The organism is Chryseobacterium bernardetii, assembly GCF_003815975.1.
Lineage (GTDB): Bacteria > Bacteroidota > Bacteroidia > Flavobacteriales > Weeksellaceae > Chryseobacterium > Chryseobacterium bernardetii.
The window spans coordinates 1,557,410-1,571,958 of record NZ_CP033932.1; the positions used below are offsets into that span (position 1 = coordinate 1,557,410).

At 33.3% G+C, this 14,549-nt stretch carries 15 protein-coding genes; all 15 read right to left on the minus strand.

All coding sequences use genetic code 11. From position 1 onward, the window contains the following. Window position 1: 1 nt before the first annotated feature. Complete coding sequence (locus tag EG339_RS07200) at window positions 2–670, minus strand: Rossmann-fold NAD(P)-binding domain-containing protein (protein WP_123869618.1); 669 nt, start codon at window positions 668–670, stop codon at window positions 2–4. Window positions 671–948: 278 nt separating this feature from the next. After that, window positions 949–1,830 carry a glycosyltransferase gene (locus EG339_RS07205; RefSeq protein ID WP_123869619.1) on the minus strand — a complete coding sequence of 294 codons (882 nt, stop codon included), beginning with the start codon at window positions 1,828–1,830 and terminating at the stop codon, window positions 949–951. After that, window positions 1,830–2,645 (minus strand): glycosyltransferase family 2 protein, encoded by an 816-nt coding sequence (locus EG339_RS07210; RefSeq protein ID WP_123869620.1) that lies wholly within the window; start codon window positions 2,643–2,645, stop codon window positions 1,830–1,832. Before EG339_RS07210 ends, EG339_RS07205 begins: the two co-directional genes overlap by 1 nt. Continuing rightward, window positions 2,621–3,553: a glycosyltransferase family 2 protein gene (locus EG339_RS07215; RefSeq protein ID WP_123869621.1), complete on the minus strand. Its 933-nt coding sequence runs from the start codon at window positions 3,551–3,553 to the stop codon at window positions 2,621–2,623. The genes EG339_RS07210 and EG339_RS07215 overlap by 25 nt, the downstream gene beginning before the upstream one ends. Window positions 3,554–3,603: 50 nt before the next feature. Beyond that, the gene (locus tag EG339_RS07220; RefSeq protein ID WP_123869622.1) at window positions 3,604–4,935 is read right to left on the minus strand and encodes a GNAT family N-acetyltransferase; all 1,332 of its coding nucleotides are present in this window, start codon (window positions 4,933–4,935) and stop codon (window positions 3,604–3,606) included. Then, window positions 4,920–5,882 carry a hypothetical protein gene (locus EG339_RS07225; protein ID WP_123869623.1) on the minus strand — a complete coding sequence of 321 codons (963 nt, stop codon included), beginning with the start codon at window positions 5,880–5,882 and terminating at the stop codon, window positions 4,920–4,922. The genes EG339_RS07220 and EG339_RS07225 overlap by 16 nt, the downstream gene beginning before the upstream one ends. Then, the gene (locus EG339_RS07230; RefSeq protein WP_123869624.1) at window positions 5,879–6,592 is read right to left on the minus strand and encodes a WbqC family protein; all 714 of its coding nucleotides are present in this window, start codon (window positions 6,590–6,592) and stop codon (window positions 5,879–5,881) included. The genes EG339_RS07225 and EG339_RS07230 overlap by 4 nt, the downstream gene beginning before the upstream one ends. A 1-nt stretch (window position 6,593) precedes the next feature. Next, entirely contained in the window at window positions 6,594–7,676 is a 1,083-nt protein-coding gene (locus tag EG339_RS07235; RefSeq protein WP_123869625.1) for a DegT/DnrJ/EryC1/StrS family aminotransferase, read from the minus strand. Window positions 7,677–7,678: 2 nt separating this feature from the next. Further along, on the minus strand, window positions 7,679–8,455 hold the full coding sequence (locus EG339_RS07240) for an FkbM family methyltransferase (protein WP_123869626.1): 777 nt from the start codon (window positions 8,453–8,455) through the stop codon (window positions 7,679–7,681). Window positions 8,456–8,465: 10 nt separating this feature from the next. Continuing rightward, window positions 8,466–9,716, minus strand: a complete 1,251-nt coding sequence (locus EG339_RS07245) for an ABC transporter ATP-binding protein (protein WP_123869627.1) — start codon at window positions 9,714–9,716, stop codon at window positions 8,466–8,468. Window positions 9,717–9,758: 42 nt separating this feature from the next. Beyond that, window positions 9,759–10,607: an ABC transporter permease gene (locus tag EG339_RS07250; RefSeq protein WP_123869628.1), complete on the minus strand. Its 849-nt coding sequence runs from the start codon at window positions 10,605–10,607 to the stop codon at window positions 9,759–9,761. A gap of 170 nt (window positions 10,608–10,777) precedes the next feature. Continuing rightward, the gene (gene rfbA / locus EG339_RS07255; RefSeq protein ID WP_123869629.1) at window positions 10,778–11,641 is read right to left on the minus strand and encodes a glucose-1-phosphate thymidylyltransferase RfbA; all 864 of its coding nucleotides are present in this window, start codon (window positions 11,639–11,641) and stop codon (window positions 10,778–10,780) included. Window positions 11,642–11,649: 8 nt separating this feature from the next. Continuing rightward, a complete protein-coding gene (locus EG339_RS07260) occupies window positions 11,650–12,099 on the minus strand; it encodes a hypothetical protein (RefSeq protein WP_123869630.1) in 450 nt (149 codons plus the stop codon). Then, on the minus strand, window positions 12,099–13,178 hold the full coding sequence (gene rfbB, locus EG339_RS07265; RefSeq protein ID WP_123869631.1) for a dTDP-glucose 4,6-dehydratase: 1,080 nt from the start codon (window positions 13,176–13,178) through the stop codon (window positions 12,099–12,101). Before rfbB ends, EG339_RS07260 begins: the two co-directional genes overlap by 1 nt. Before the next feature lie 9 nt (window positions 13,179–13,187). Then, on the minus strand, window positions 13,188–14,501 hold the full coding sequence (locus EG339_RS07270) for a UDP-glucose dehydrogenase family protein (RefSeq protein WP_123869632.1): 1,314 nt from the start codon (window positions 14,499–14,501) through the stop codon (window positions 13,188–13,190). Window positions 14,502–14,549: the final 48 nt, after the last annotated feature.

Sequence of the window (14,549 nt, forward strand, 5' to 3'; positions counted from 1 at the left end):
CTTAAATATACTTTCGGGTTAAGGTTTCTAAATATTCTTCAGGGCTTGTTCCTGAAAAGAAAGTCATGATATTTTCATCAAAATCTACTTTGTAAAAATCACCTTCATGGGTTTCATGATAAAGCCCCTTTTTATCGGTTTCTTTTTCAATAGCATTAATGATCTCCTTTAAATCATAATAATAGGGAAAGGAAAAATTGACTGCCTTATTATGAGCCTGCAAACCCTGAGATTCTATAAATTTGCAGATATCATCAATGTCTAAAAGAAGTCTTCTGGCTTTAAGGTGCAGTGTGAATTCATTATTGCTGGTAATCTGTGTTTTAAGAAAATTGAACAGAGTATTGGGATTTCCGCCTTTTCCTACAATATTCCCAATTCTCAGGATGAGATAATTACCAATATTATTTTCTATATAATGTTCAATTTGTTTTTTATGAATGACATAGGGGCTGTTTTGTTTGGATTGATCGTGAATGCTTAGGGTAGAAAAATAGATCAGTTTCTTTTCTCTGTTATTTTCGTAGACTGTTTTTAAAAGAGAAAATTCTCTTTCAAACTCCGATACCCTTGTTTCCAGAGAGTTCGAGACTCCTGAAGCAAAAAAAATGATGTCTTCTCTGTCATAAGATCTTACAGCGTTTGCTATAATACCGTTGCCAATAATCATATGTTACTTGTTTCATTAATTGTGTTATAGAGGGAACATTGTTTCATTTTGAAAAATGTGAGTTATTTATTTCAGGTAATCAAATATATGAAAATAGTATTTCATTTTGAGCCTAGCTGTTATCTGTTCAAAAAAGTAATTTGCATACAGCTTAGTGTAGTTTAGAATTTATCGGATATATAAATAACTTTTTTTGAAAAAGCTTATATTGTATTCTTTAGATTCAGATACCTGATTGTTATTCTTATTAAATTCAGATGTTAATTGTATAAATTTATTTAATTATTCACTTTTGTTAAACTTATTTTTTTATTGATATTTTTGGAATGTCTTATATAGCTAAAATATTTTTTCATTATTTCCAAATGATGTTTAAATTTAAGTTTTCTAGGATAAAATTTCAGGGTAAACAGAATGTTTTTTCGGTTAATCAAGTAATATGTAAAATACCGATAAAGAAAGTCATTAAACACGTTTTTTTCAACTTCAGAATCTGTATGCGTGTTGAAATTTGATCCTAGTTTTAATTTAATAGCAACGTTTGTATCAAACCATGTTTTGCTCAGATTTCCTCCGGAAAAGTGCTGAATAAGAATGTCATCAATCACATAATTTTGAAATTTTTGCGAAATCCTCAGGCTAAAATCTAAATCATAGCCGTGAAATCCTTTTAGGTTTTCATCAAATTTAATCTGAATATATTTCTCTTTTTTTATCGCTAAAAAAACACCATCTACTGCCAGTACCTTCATTGTATTTTCAGTTATAGTGTGAAGGTGCACATAGTTTGTGTCTTTTTTGTTTCCTTGTAAAATATTTATATAATTATATTTTTTTGCCACAGTCCAGCTTGAAGGAGCGGAAGGAACGTATGAGGAACCTGCAATGCCAACAATCCCTGTTTTCTTTTGGTTGAGGTAATTTATGAGTTTGCCGCCCCAATTCCTGGTATGAAAAATAACATCTTCATGAAGGAACAAAAGGTTTTCGTACTGAGCTTTTTCAGCTCCTAAATTGTATGCTTTTGTAATACTCATTAAATCAGGATTCCATATTTGAATAATTTCATAGAGAAAATTATCGCCGATAGTCTCGTTAATATTTTTAACAAGTTGGTCATAATATTTTTGCTGATATGATGAAACTATGATGGAGAGCATTATTTAATAAATTTTCTTGCTATTTTTTTTAAAATAGGTTCATTAACAACTTCAGTTAATTTTTTATTGTCGGATAATAACTTTTTGTTTTGACGTACGATATCAAAATATGTTCCGTATATTTTAAAGTATTCATCTTGGTGTTTGTTGAATATATACCTAAAAGCCTCTTCTTTTTGAGATAAATTTTTGTTTATGTTTACATCCCTTGATACATCTTTTCTTCTATAATAGAATCCTAAATAATTCATACGTATAACTTTCTTACTAGAATTTTTCAAGAGTTCAATCCAAAAATCCCAGTCTTCAAATCCGTGAATAAGATTGGTATCATATCCCCTTGTTTTTTCCCAAGCAGCTTTCTTAAAAAATCCGGAACAAAAAATAAGATTATTCAAAAGTATAAGATCATAGGAAAAATTATCTAAAATAAATTCCTCATTAGTTTTTCCAAAGAAGGATGCCTTACAATAAATAATATCAGGATTTTTGTAGAATTCATTAGTGGCAAATTCTAAGTATTGAGATGCAATTTTATCATCACCATCTAATGGTAATATCCATTCTGCATTAGCTTTTTCTATTCCAAAATTTCTAGCTGAAGATACTCCTCCGTTTATCTTTTTAAAATATTTGAATCTTGAGTCCTTATTTAACCATTTTCTAACGACTTTCTCTGTATTATCTGTAGAACCGTCATCAATTATAATGCACTCCCAATCCAAATAAGTTTGATCTAAGACAGATTGCAGACATTCATCAAGATAATTTTCTTGATTATAGCATGGGACTATGATGGAGATTGTAGGCGCCATTTTCTTTTGATATAATAAATTTTTTTAAGAGCTTTTAAAAAAGCTTTAATTTTGAAATGTTTAAGATAAAATAATATTACTGAATAATGAGCATTATATGTTTTATAATAACTGGAAGTTAAATATTCTTCTACCACTTTGGATATAAATTGGTAATCAAATATTGATGCATATTTGGTGACCAGAATTTCTCTTAATTCAAAATAAGCCTTCTGCTTTTGATCGTCCAAGTGATCTGATCCTGAAATGCTGGACTCCGAAATTCTTACCTTTACTTTGCTGTTCTTGATGTAAAGAATGTTATTTCCTTGAGAAAATAACAAGATAGCCAAATCATCACTTCCCCAAGCTAACGTTATTTTTTGAAATTTAATTCTTTGATAGCTATCAAGCTTAAAGATATTTTCAGAGAGACTGCTCCGTATTTCATGAGTGTATTTTTTGATGAAAAATTCTGAAGGTTTTAGCTCTGAGAAATTATAATCAAAATTTTCTATTACTTGATTTTTTTCATCAATCCACTGATGTGAGAACTTAATGACAGAGATTTCTTTGTCCTCAACCAAAGGTAAATTTTTATAAAATTCTTCTGTGAAATTTTCAGAAATCATATCATCATCACCTAATATCTGGAACCATTCTTCCTGAACATTTTCTAATATCCGCTCCCATTGAAGAGCTAGATTTTGCCCACCAATATTTTTTTTATAATCAAAATAGTGATAATCATTTGATTTAAAATATTTTTGAATGATTGGCAGAGGATCATTTGGGCTTGCATCATTACCTATATATAAAGTAAAGTTCTTGTTGCTCTGTTTTGCAACAGATTTTATAGTTTCCTCAAAAAAATCTATTTTATAGTAGGGGATTATTATTGCAAGTTTATGTTGAATATCCTGTAACATTACCGTTTCTTTTTATGTAAAATATAGGCTTATTAGGTTGGGTGAGGATTTTACTTTTTCAAAAATTTGTATATCTTTTCAACTAATTTATGCCTTCTTGAATTGATAATTCTATCGTTTTTCTGGAATTCTTCATCTATCAATGAAAGTGCATACTGAAGATGTTTATAAAAAAACTCTTTTATGACAGGGTCTTTTTCATAGGAGTATAGATTGGTAAATAATAATATATTGGCCCTGATATGTTTAATCTTATTTAAAGAACTAAATATACCAACCCCATATCTGTACACAGCCATAGAATCCTCCAGATAGCCTATTTTACCATACTTTGTCAAAATCATATAAAGGAAATAATCCCCGATAGGTGAGTTTTTAAACTCTATGCTATCTATTTCGTTTTGTATTACATTCCTGAAAAGTACTGATGGAGTATGTATATAATTTAGTTTTATTGCTAATGTTTCTCTAAGTTCGAAGTTTTCAGGAACCTTAGTTATGAAATCATCTACGAGTTCACCGGTTGGTTTTAATATTTTTACTTTGTGAAAACAGAGAATAAAATCTTTATTCTCTTCTAAGAAATCTACTTGTTTTTGAAGTTTTAATGGATCTGTCCAGTAATCATCGCCTTCACAAATAGCTATATATGTACCCGTGCAGTTTTTAAATGTTTCATATTGATTCTTCATAGCACCAATATTTTGATTATGGAGCAGAAGTTTAAACTTTCCGGGATATAATTTTTGATAATTAAGAAGAATTTCTCTGGAGTTATCCTTTGAGCAATCTTCACCTACGACGATGTCATAATTGAAGTCAGTCTTTTGGTTTAATATATTGTCAATACATTCTTTCAAATATTCAGCATGATTATATACCATGATGAAAACACTTAGGGTAGTATTGGGAAGGTCAGATAATGATAATGACATTTTCAGGTGTTCATGATCCCGTTCTGTAATGGTGAAATTGTTATTTTGATAAGATTTTATGGCAGCTATGTTTTCAGGCCTTACAAAAAGGTAAACCTCACTAAGCTTTAAAACCTCTTTAGCATAATATAATATTTGATAAGTGGCCAATTGAGAGATCCCTTTTCCCCAAAACTCTTTTTTCCCGATGAAGATATGAAACTCTGCGGAATCATTGTTGATATTGGTAAGCTGTACATTCCCAATGTATTCTCCATCACATAAAATAGCGAATCTTTTGCTGCTGTCGTCTTTAAGCACCTTTTCAATCCATTCAGATTCTACCTCCTGAGTTACGGTTATGTTGGGTCTGGATCCTGTAAACTTCCATATTTCAGAATCATTCCTCCATTGATATGATGTCAATGCATCTTCTTTAACAAGAGGTCTTATTAATACATTATACATTCCAATATTTTTTTCATGTCATTAATTGAATATCTCTGATCTATTGGTAGAGCTATGATTTCTTTTGCTATAATATAAGAATTCTTATCCGCATCACACCAATTAAAGACATTGGGCCAATAAGTTGCACAGTAAATTCTTTCATTGATAAGTTTTTGTCTAAGATTCTCGTCATGTGTTCTGAAAGGATACACCATGGGAATCGAATCATCAGATAATTCAATTGAAAGAAGGTTTTTCTTCTTAAGTGTCTCGTGTAGGAACAGGAAATTCTCTTTTCTTTGTTTCTTTATGTTCTGATAATCAATGCCTGATAATATTCTCTCCGTAAGGTTAGACATTCTTTTGATAGGTTGATTTTCTAAGGATTTATCATTTTCACTGAAATCAGTATAGCCTTGCTCAGCAGATAAGTCTATTCTCTTTAATAGATGACTCATTCTTTGATAGCTTACATCTTTTTCAAATTCCTGATCTAATTTTTTATCTGTATATAAAAAACCGCCATCAGCAACGCCAACAAATTTTCTGGGGGAATAGAACTGACTAATACTCGTTACTACAGGAGAAAAAAGAGCCTGGGCATTATCAATAATGATATTCTCTGGAATTCTTTGAATCAATGTATTGATGAAGCTGTCTTTGATACCAAAATAATTAGTATATAAGAAGAATTCATCTTGCTTTATATTTGAATAGTCAAATAAAGGTTCCAGGTTAAAATCCACATCATAGAACTCATAATCAAGATTTAATTTTTCAATAGGTTCTAAAATGACATCACAGGTATAATAAGGAAGATAGATTTTTGATCCTTTTTTAGCACGAAGAATATATTCAAGGCAATTCCTTGCAGAATTGAGAGCAATGAAATTATCACTCTCATAGCTTGACTTTTTACAAGGTATTTCAAGCTCAAAATATCCTCCTATTGCTTTATTGTTCATTTAATCAGTTCAAATTGGTCCAACATATTATTGATTTCTTCGGGAGAATTATACATCATCACATCAATGATGGACAAGCCATATTCGAAAGGCTGTCTTTGCTGATCATAATGTACGGGAATCATTTTTTGAAATGATATCTCAATATTGTTATTGGTATATTTTCCTGTATCAAAAAATTCAAGTCCGCCTATTGGATTGATATAGTGAATATCACCCTCCAGCTTTTTACATATATTCAGAGCCCATTCATCAGGATCATTGGGTGTTTCTATTTCCATACCCATTTGAGAGAATATGGGCAATTCTTTTGGGAATCCAAGATATGTACATACTTTCTCAAGACAGGTCTTGTTTAAAGAGGTGATGGTGTCATACTCACCTTCAAATATTTCATTGACTAATTGAACGGTCTTGTAATAATAGGGTGCTTTTTTTTTGTAGATCTGTAATTGAGACAAAATTTTGTTTTTCCAGTCCTTTGAATTGTCTATCAGACAATCCTGAATCAGAGTGTCTCTTCCGCTTTTTAATAATGGAACCTGTATATATAACCATCCCTCATTCTGCTTAAGAATCCGGTTTCTTTCTATCCATCCATGCCGGATAAACTGTACCGGATCGAATAATATAAACACATCAGAATGCTTTATAAGGCTTATGTAGCCAATATAAGGCATGAAATAAGGCTGCATTATGGCTACTTTCATACTAATTATTTTGGATTCTTAACATAAGTCTGGCAATGAACTCAACTTCTTCAAAAGTTAAATCATAATAGAATGGAAGACATAGGGATCTTTTGGAAATGTCCTCAGTAACTGGAAGCTCCAATTTAGGTAAATACGGCAAGGCAGAAGCCAGGCTTGGATAAAAATACCTTCGGGTAAATATTTCTTGGCTGTCCATTTCCTTTTTCAATTTTAAAAGAAGTTCCTCACTTTCCAGAATGATAGGATAGTAAGCATAGTTTTCTTTGGAATTGGAATGCCAAAGGGGTTTGAATGCCTTTAGGGTTTTAAGCTTTTCATCATACAGCTCTGCCAAAGCTTTTCTTTTATTGTGTATCTTAGAAATATATTTCAGATTGGCAAGTCCCATGGCAGCATGAAACTCGGAGTTCTTTCCATTGATCCCAAGTTCTGAAAAGGAATCATATCCCGAAATACCAAAATTTCGGATATATGCTAGTTTCTTCAGGAGCTCAGGCTCCTTGGTAATCAATAAACCACCTTCAACTGAATGGTAGAGCTTTGTAGCATGTAATGAACATGTGGAAATATCTCCATACTCAAAAATAGATTTTCCATTGACCTCCACTCCAAAAGAATGAGCTGCATCGTAAATTACCTTCAAATTATGTTTCTTGGCAATGATTTCTATAGCTTCTACATCGCACGGATTACCATAAACATGAGTGGCGAGGATCGCTGTTGTTTTTTCTGTAATGGCATCTTCAATCTTGGTGGCATCTATGCATAAGCTCTTAGGATCTATATCTACAAAAACAGGAGTACAAGCTTCCCAAACTATACAACTTGTGGTTGCAATGAATGAGAATGGGGTCGTAATGACCTCTCCTGTAATGTTTAATGCTTTAATCGCCATTTGTATAGCTACCGTACCATTTGTGACGAATAAAAGATGTTGTATTTTTAGATGTTCCTTTAGTTCCATCTCCAATTGGCTGGCCAATGGTCCCATATTGGTAAGCCAGTTTCTTTTCCAAATACCGTCTAAATACTTTTCATATTCTTCCTTGGGCGGGAGGAAAGGTTGTGTTACAGGAATCATGACTATAGATTTATAGGAAATTGAGTGAGTTTACCTCCTTTTTTTACAAAGACAAGTTCTACAAGCCATAAAACAGGAATGTCAAGCGGTCTGTTCAAATCTGTAATGTCATATAGTTCATATCCTACTTCGTCCATTTTATTGACTAATCTCAGTAAAGTGTTTTTGTAAACCTTAACCTGAACGCCTGCCTCTACCATAAACACTTCTGTTTTTCCAAATAAATCGGAGGCACCATCAATCACCTCCAGATCTAAGCCTTCAGCGTCAATTTTTACAATATCAGGATAATCAAAATTATTTTCCTTGATAATTGAACTCAGAGTTTTTATGGGAACTTCAATTTGCTCATATCCCATTCTGGCAGCTTCCTCTTCTGAATAAATAAAAGAGCAGCTGTCGTCTCTATCAACTATTGTGAATTTTAAGATATCATTTTTATTTCCAACCCCCACAGGTAAATATTTTATTTTAGGATTTTGCAGCAAGTCGTGGAAATTGGCTGAAAGCTTTTCCTGTGGTTCTATAAGAAGATAAGAAGAGTCTGGGAATTGTTTTAATGCTTCTCTTGTCCATGTTCCGGTATTAGCCCCAATATCAACAATAAAATTAGGTTGAAAGTTTAAGGCTTTCAATGTTGCATAAAACTTATTTAGCAGGTCGTTTTTTTCATTTATAACTGTTGCTTTTTTACTTTTTTGGACCATATTATCATAAGTGTCTTTCTTAATGATTGTATATCCTACTTTGTTGGCTATTTTTTGTAATAAATCTTTCATCTTTTTAATTTTAATCTAAGGTCCAGTTGAAGGTTGGGCGGATATATCCGGGTTCACGTCCCATCCAGTCGCCTAATTCCCTTGGAGTATCTTCAACTATAAATGTAAATATATCAGATTCAATAAAATCTGCTCTCAAACTATCTTCAATAATGTATAAACTCAAATAATAATTACCAGATTGGAAATATTTTGCTGGGAAAGTACATTTTATTTTGTTATGTCCAGGTTTTAATCCAAATTGTTCAAAATGAGAAAGAGAAAAAAGAGGTTCTCCTTGTTCATTATTCAAAACATAGGTCAGATGATATCTTTCTGGCGTATTTGAAAGAACATTGATATCTGTTATTAATTCTATTGCTTGATTTTCATATAGATTCTTAAAATCATCTGAGTCAGAATTTTTCACAGTAACTCGTTGGATTCTAACGTTCTCACTTCCAATGTCAAAGGTTTTTATATATTCATTTTCTTTGGAATTTCCGAGATAATAGCTTACACATTTATCTATATTTCCTGAATATTTCACCATTCCTTTTTCCAATAGAATACCATTGTTGCAAAGTGTTTTTATAGCAGCCATATTATGACTTACAAACAAAATAGTTCGGCCTTCTCCTTTGGTAACATCTCCCATTTTTCCCAAACATTTCTTCTGAAACTCTGCATCTCCTACCGCTAAAACTTCATCTACAACTAATATTTCGGATTCCAGGTGAGCGGCAACAGCAAAAGCAAGACGTACATACATTCCTGAAGAATATCTTTTTACAGGGGTATCTATATATCTTTCAACCCCTGAAAAATCAACAATCTCATCAAATTTACGTTTAATTTCTTTTTTTGTCATTCCTAGAATGGCTCCATTTAAGAATACATTCTCACGACCAGTCATTTCTGGATGGAATCCTGTTCCCACTTCTAGTAAAGAAGCGATTCTTCCGTTGGTGTAAATTTTTCCGGTAGTAGGTTTGGTTACTTTACTTAAAAGTTTAAGAAGAGTAGATTTTCCTGCACCATTTCTACCTATAATCCCAACAGCATCTCCTTGGTTAATCTCAAAATTAACATCACGAAGAGACCATACATAATCAGAATCGCCTTTTGTTGTTCTGTCATTGGCTTCACCAATCTTTAAGTAAGGATCTTCCTTTCCCCTTAGCTTATGCCAAAATCTGTTAAGATCATGGGAAAGAGTTCCGGTTCCCACTTCACCCAAACGATATTGTTTTGATATATTTTCCGCTTTTAAAGCTAACATGTTTTCGTGTTTTAAATTTTTAATCTAGTGTTTTGTCTTCAATTATACTGTATCCATGAAGGTCTTCTCCACTTTATTGAAGGTAATAACACCTACTGCCAGAAGAACCAGTATGATAACAGTACTGGCAACCAGCATTACCGGAGAAAAGTCTCCCACACCTAGCCAGCCATACTTAAAGCATTCAAAAATACCCGTTAATGGGTTGAATTTTGCAAGCTTTTTAAAATATCCGGGAAGCATAGATACAGGATAGATGACCGGTGTAGCATACATATATAAGCTTACCCCAAATGCTAAAAGCATACTTAAATCCTTATATTTTGTAGTAAGTGCTGAAAATATCATTCCAACCCCCAATGCAAAAAGGGCCATAAGGATTAGTAAAAAAGGAGTTGCTAAAACCCACCAGTTGGGTGAAATTTCATTGTTGATGAGGTAATATCCCCAAACAATCAGAAAGAGAAGGAATTGAACACTTAAACGCATCAGGTTTGAAATGACAATTGAGATGGGAGTTACCAGTCTTGGAAAATACACCTTGCCAAAGATACTGGCATTCCCTGTAAACGTTGCAGTAGTGCCTAGCAGTGCCCCGGAAAAATAGTTCCATAAAGTGACTCCTGAAAGATAAAATATGATGCCGGGAGCTCCGTCTGTGGGAAGCTTAGCGAATCTTCCGAAAATAATCAGATAAGTAATTGTAGTGAAGATAGGATTGATAAAAAACCAAATTGGTCCCAAAATGGTTTGCTTGAAACTGGATATAAAGTCTCTCTTTACAAACATGTAAATAAGATCTTTATATCGCCATACTTCCTTGAGTTTTAAATCAAATAAGGAATGATTTGCTTCAATGGTTTCTGTCCACTTTTGCTGTGGTTCATTCATCTGTGTAAGTTTTTACAAATTTATAATAATTATTCTTACCGGATTTCTTAGTTTGTAATTTATTGGTTACATAAACTAAAAAATAACAACTAATATATTGATATTTGTTATTATGAGCAAAAAACTATTGGCTATAAAGCCAATAGTTTGTAAGATTATAAATGATAGGATTATTGACCAACAAGTTGTTTCAAATACTGGCCGTAGCCACTTTTACCGTATTTAGCCGCTGTTTCCAGTAATTTTTCTTCGTTGATGAATTTATTTCTGAAAGCAATTTCCTCAATACATCCAATCTTGAAACCTTGTCTTTTTTCAATAACACTTACGAATTCTGAAGCATCATGAAGGGAATCAAAAGTCCCTGTGTCCAGCCATGCTGTACCTCTGTCCAGAACACCCACTTCAAGTTTTTCATTTTTCAGATAAACATTGTTGATATCGGTAATTTCCAGTTCTCCTCTTTCAGATGGCTTTATATTTTTAGCGATTTCCACTACATTGTTGTCGTAAAAGTATAATCCTGGCACGGCATAGTTAGATTTCGGCTGTAAAGGTTTTTCTTCAATAGAAACAGCTTTGAAGTTGTCATCAAACTCTACAACGCCATATCTTTCCGGATCGGCAACGTGGTAAGCGAAAACAACACCTCCATCCGGATTGGTTTTGTTTTTCAATAAAGTCCCCATTTCAGAGCCATAAAAGATATTGTCTCCTAAAACAAGTGCGGCCGGATCATTACCAATAAATTTATCGCCCAGAATAAAGGCTTGTGCCAGTCCATCCGGACTAGGCTGTACTACATATTCTATATTGCAGCCAATCTGTGAGCCATCACCTAGCAATTTAATAAATCCAGCCTGGTCATGAGGGGTAGTGATAATCAGGATATCCTTAATTCCAGCTAACAGTAAGGTGGATAACGGATAGTAAATCATCGGTTTATCATAAACAGGCATCAATTGCTTACTTACAGCAATGGTTAGAGGGTAGAGTCTTGTTCCGGATCCTCCGGCTAATATTATTCCTTTCATCGTTCTTATTATTTGATATTCTCTATTGCATAGTCCATCTGATTTTTAATATTTAAATCAATAGCAGGAGTTATCAAAAATACCGAATTGTTTTTTGATAACCGGCCGCCAATACTTTTATGCAGCCTGATCAGCGCATTTAAATTTTCCTCTGATATCAATGAGAATGAACTATATAATGAAATTTTAAAATCATCAAAATTGAAATTTTTGACGATTGTATAAATCTGTTCTTTGGTTAAATTTTGTTTAGGAGGTTCTACACTGTAGTCGAACATTTTTAACTCTAGGTATTCCTTGGCATAATTGATCAATGCCTCTTTGTAATGAGATGCTTCTATAAATTCGTCTATCAACCTTTGCTTAGATAAATCAGCCATAGCTGGCGGAGAGGGAAGCTCCTGAGCAGTAGCAAAAGAAGAAAATATGACAAAAAGAAAAGAAACAATATACCTCATTAGTTATACTGTTTTTCGTAATACTTTTGATAATCTCCACTGGTTACGTTCTCCAGCCATTCCTTATTTTCAAGATACCAGTCGATCGTTTTACCTAATCCTTCTTCAAATGTTACGGATGGTTTCCAGCCTAAATCCTTGTTTAATTTATTGGCATCAATAGCATAACGTTTATCATGACCTGGTCTGTCTTTTACAAAAGTGATCAGTTTTTCAGAATACCCTTCAGGTCTTCCTAATTTAGCATCCATTTGCTTAATCAGTTCTTTTACCAGGTCAATATTCTGCCACTCATTGAATCCGCCGATGTTATAGGTTTCTCCGGTTTTGGCTTCATTGAATATTTGGTGAATTGCTCTTGCATGGTCAATTACAAATAACCAGTCTCTTGTGTATTTTCCATCACCATAAATAGGTAAAGGTTTCTCATTAATGATGTTAGAAATACAAAGCGGAATTAATTTTTCCGGAAAGTGATTCGGTCCGTAATTATTTGAACAGTTTGAAACAATAAACGGCATGCCGTATGTATTGCCATAGGCTCTTACCAAATGATCTGAAGCTGCTTTTGATGCAGAGTATGGAGATTGCGGATCATAAGAAGTGGTTTCAAGGAAAAATCCTGTTTCTCCTAAACTTCCATATACTTCGTCGGTGGAAACATGGTAAAAAAGGTTGGTTCTTTTTTCATCCGGGAATCTTCCATGCGTGTGGTCCGGATTTAACGTCCAGAATTCTTTGCAAAGGTTAAGTAGATTTGCCGTTCCGTTTACATTAGTATTGATGAAAGCCATCGGATCTGTAATGCTTCTGTCAACGTGGCTTTCTGCAGCTAAATGAACAACTGCATCCGGGTTATATTTTTCAAAAACTTTTCTTAATTCTTCAGGTTTTGTTATGTCTGCTTTTTCGAAAACATAATTAGGTTCATTTTCAATGTCCTTCAGGTTTTCAAGATTTCCGGCATAGGTTAATGCATCAAGGTTGATGATCTTGCTTTCCGGATTGTTTTTTACAAATTCTCTCACAACATGGGATCCGATGAATCCCGCTCCTCCCGTAATAATGATATTTTTCATTTCTTTTCTTTATTTTGTAATTGTTTTTCTGCCTATACTTTTGTAATAGAATCCGTTTTGTTCAGGAATTTCTAAAGGATACATATTCCTTCCGTCAAAAATTACCTTATTTTTCATCTTTTTAGCCATAAGCTCAAAATTGGGGTTTTTGAATTCAGGCCATTCTGTAGCAATAAATAAGGCATCTACATTGTCCAATGCATCATACATTCCTTTAGCATATTGAATTTTGTCTCCCAGAACTTTTTGAACATTAGTTTCAGCAACAGCATCATAGGCTACAATTATTGCGCCCTTTTTCAATAAAAGAGCAATATTATCTAAAGAAGAAGCTTCTCTGATATCATCTGTGTTGGCTTTGAAGGCAAGTCCCCACATTGCGATCTTTTTTCCTTCAATATTTCCACCAAAGTATTTTTCAATTTCAGAGACAAGAATTACTTTTTGTGAAGTATTTACACTTTCTGTAGCTTCCAGGATCTGGAAGTTGAAATCTTCCTGTTTTCCTGATTTTATAAGGGCTTTTACATCTTTAGGAAAGCAGCTTCCGCCATATCCTATTCCCGGAAATAAGAATCTGTGGCCAATTCTGTCATCACTGCCCATTCCCAGTCTTACCTTATCTACATCAGCCCCTACTTTTTCACAGTAGTTGGCAATTTCATTCATAAAAGTAATCTTTACTGCTAAGAATGAGTTGGCAGCATATTTTGTGAGCTCAGAAGATTTCTCATCCATGAAAATAATGGGAATCCCTGTATTGGTAAATGGCTGATAGATTTTAGCCATAATATCTTTAGCCTTATCAGAGCTGGCTCCAACCACTACTCTTGAAGGATTCATAGAATCTTCAACAGCAAAACCTTCTCTTAAAAATTCAGGATTGGAAACAACATCAAAAGGAATCTTTGTTTTAGAAGATATTGTTTCTCTTACTCTGTCTGCAGTACCTACAGGAACTGTGCTTTTATTAACGATAACCTTATATTCGGTCATCAGTTCTCCAATATCGTTTGCTACCTTTAGTACATATGACAGATCTGCAGAACCATCCTCTCCGGGAGGGGTTGGCAATGCGAGATAAATTACTTCACTTTTGTCTAAAGCTTCCTTTAAATTGGTAGTGAAAAACAATCTTTCAGACTGAATGTTTCTAAGAAACATTTCTTCAAGGTTCGGCTCATAGATGGGAACAATGCCGTTTTTCATACCTTCTACTTTTTTTTCATCAATATCAACACAGTATACTGAATTGCCAAGCTCTGCCAGAGTAGTTCCTGTAACTAATCCCACATAACCTGTTCCTACAATCGTTATATTCAAAATGTTTGTTTTTTAAATTCAAAGACAAAAATAATAAAAATACCTTCA

Excerpts from the sequence above, each read along its gene's own strand:
- EG339_RS07230 (WP_123869624.1), bottom strand. The coding sequence starts at position 6,592 with ATGAAAGTAGCCATAATGCAGCCTTATTTCATGCCTTATATTGGCTAC.
- EG339_RS07245 (WP_123869627.1), bottom strand. The coding sequence starts at position 9,716 with ATGTTAGCTTTAAAAGCGGAAAATATATCAAAACAATATCGTTTGGGT.
- EG339_RS07215 (WP_123869621.1), bottom strand. The coding sequence starts at position 3,553 with ATGTTACAGGATATTCAACATAAACTTGCAATAATAATCCCCTACTAT.
- EG339_RS07225 (WP_123869623.1), bottom strand. The coding sequence starts at position 5,882 with ATGAACAATAAAGCAATAGGAGGATATTTTGAGCTTGAAATACCTTGT.
- rfbA (WP_123869629.1), bottom strand. The coding sequence starts at position 11,641 with ATGAAAGGAATAATATTAGCCGGAGGATCCGGAACAAGACTCTACCCT.
- EG339_RS07260 (WP_123869630.1), bottom strand. The coding sequence starts at position 12,099 with ATGAGGTATATTGTTTCTTTTCTTTTTGTCATATTTTCTTCTTTTGCT.
- EG339_RS07240 (WP_123869626.1), bottom strand. The coding sequence starts at position 8,455 with ATGAAAGATTTATTACAAAAAATAGCCAACAAAGTAGGATATACAATC.
- EG339_RS07205 (WP_123869619.1), bottom strand. The coding sequence starts at position 1,830 with ATGCTCTCCATCATAGTTTCATCATATCAGCAAAAATATTATGACCAA.
- EG339_RS07250 (WP_123869628.1), bottom strand. The coding sequence starts at position 10,607 with ATGAATGAACCACAGCAAAAGTGGACAGAAACCATTGAAGCAAATCAT.
- EG339_RS07235 (WP_123869625.1), bottom strand. The coding sequence starts at position 7,676 with ATGATTCCTGTAACACAACCTTTCCTCCCGCCCAAGGAAGAATATGAA.
- EG339_RS07220 (WP_123869622.1), bottom strand. The coding sequence starts at position 4,935 with ATGTATAATGTATTAATAAGACCTCTTGTTAAAGAAGATGCATTGACA.
- rfbB (WP_123869631.1), bottom strand. The coding sequence starts at position 13,178 with ATGAAAAATATCATTATTACGGGAGGAGCGGGATTCATCGGATCCCAT.
- EG339_RS07210 (WP_123869620.1), bottom strand. The coding sequence starts at position 2,645 with ATGGCGCCTACAATCTCCATCATAGTCCCATGCTATAATCAAGAAAAT.
- EG339_RS07200 (WP_123869618.1), bottom strand. The coding sequence starts at position 670 with ATGATTATTGGCAACGGTATTATAGCAAACGCTGTAAGATCTTATGAC.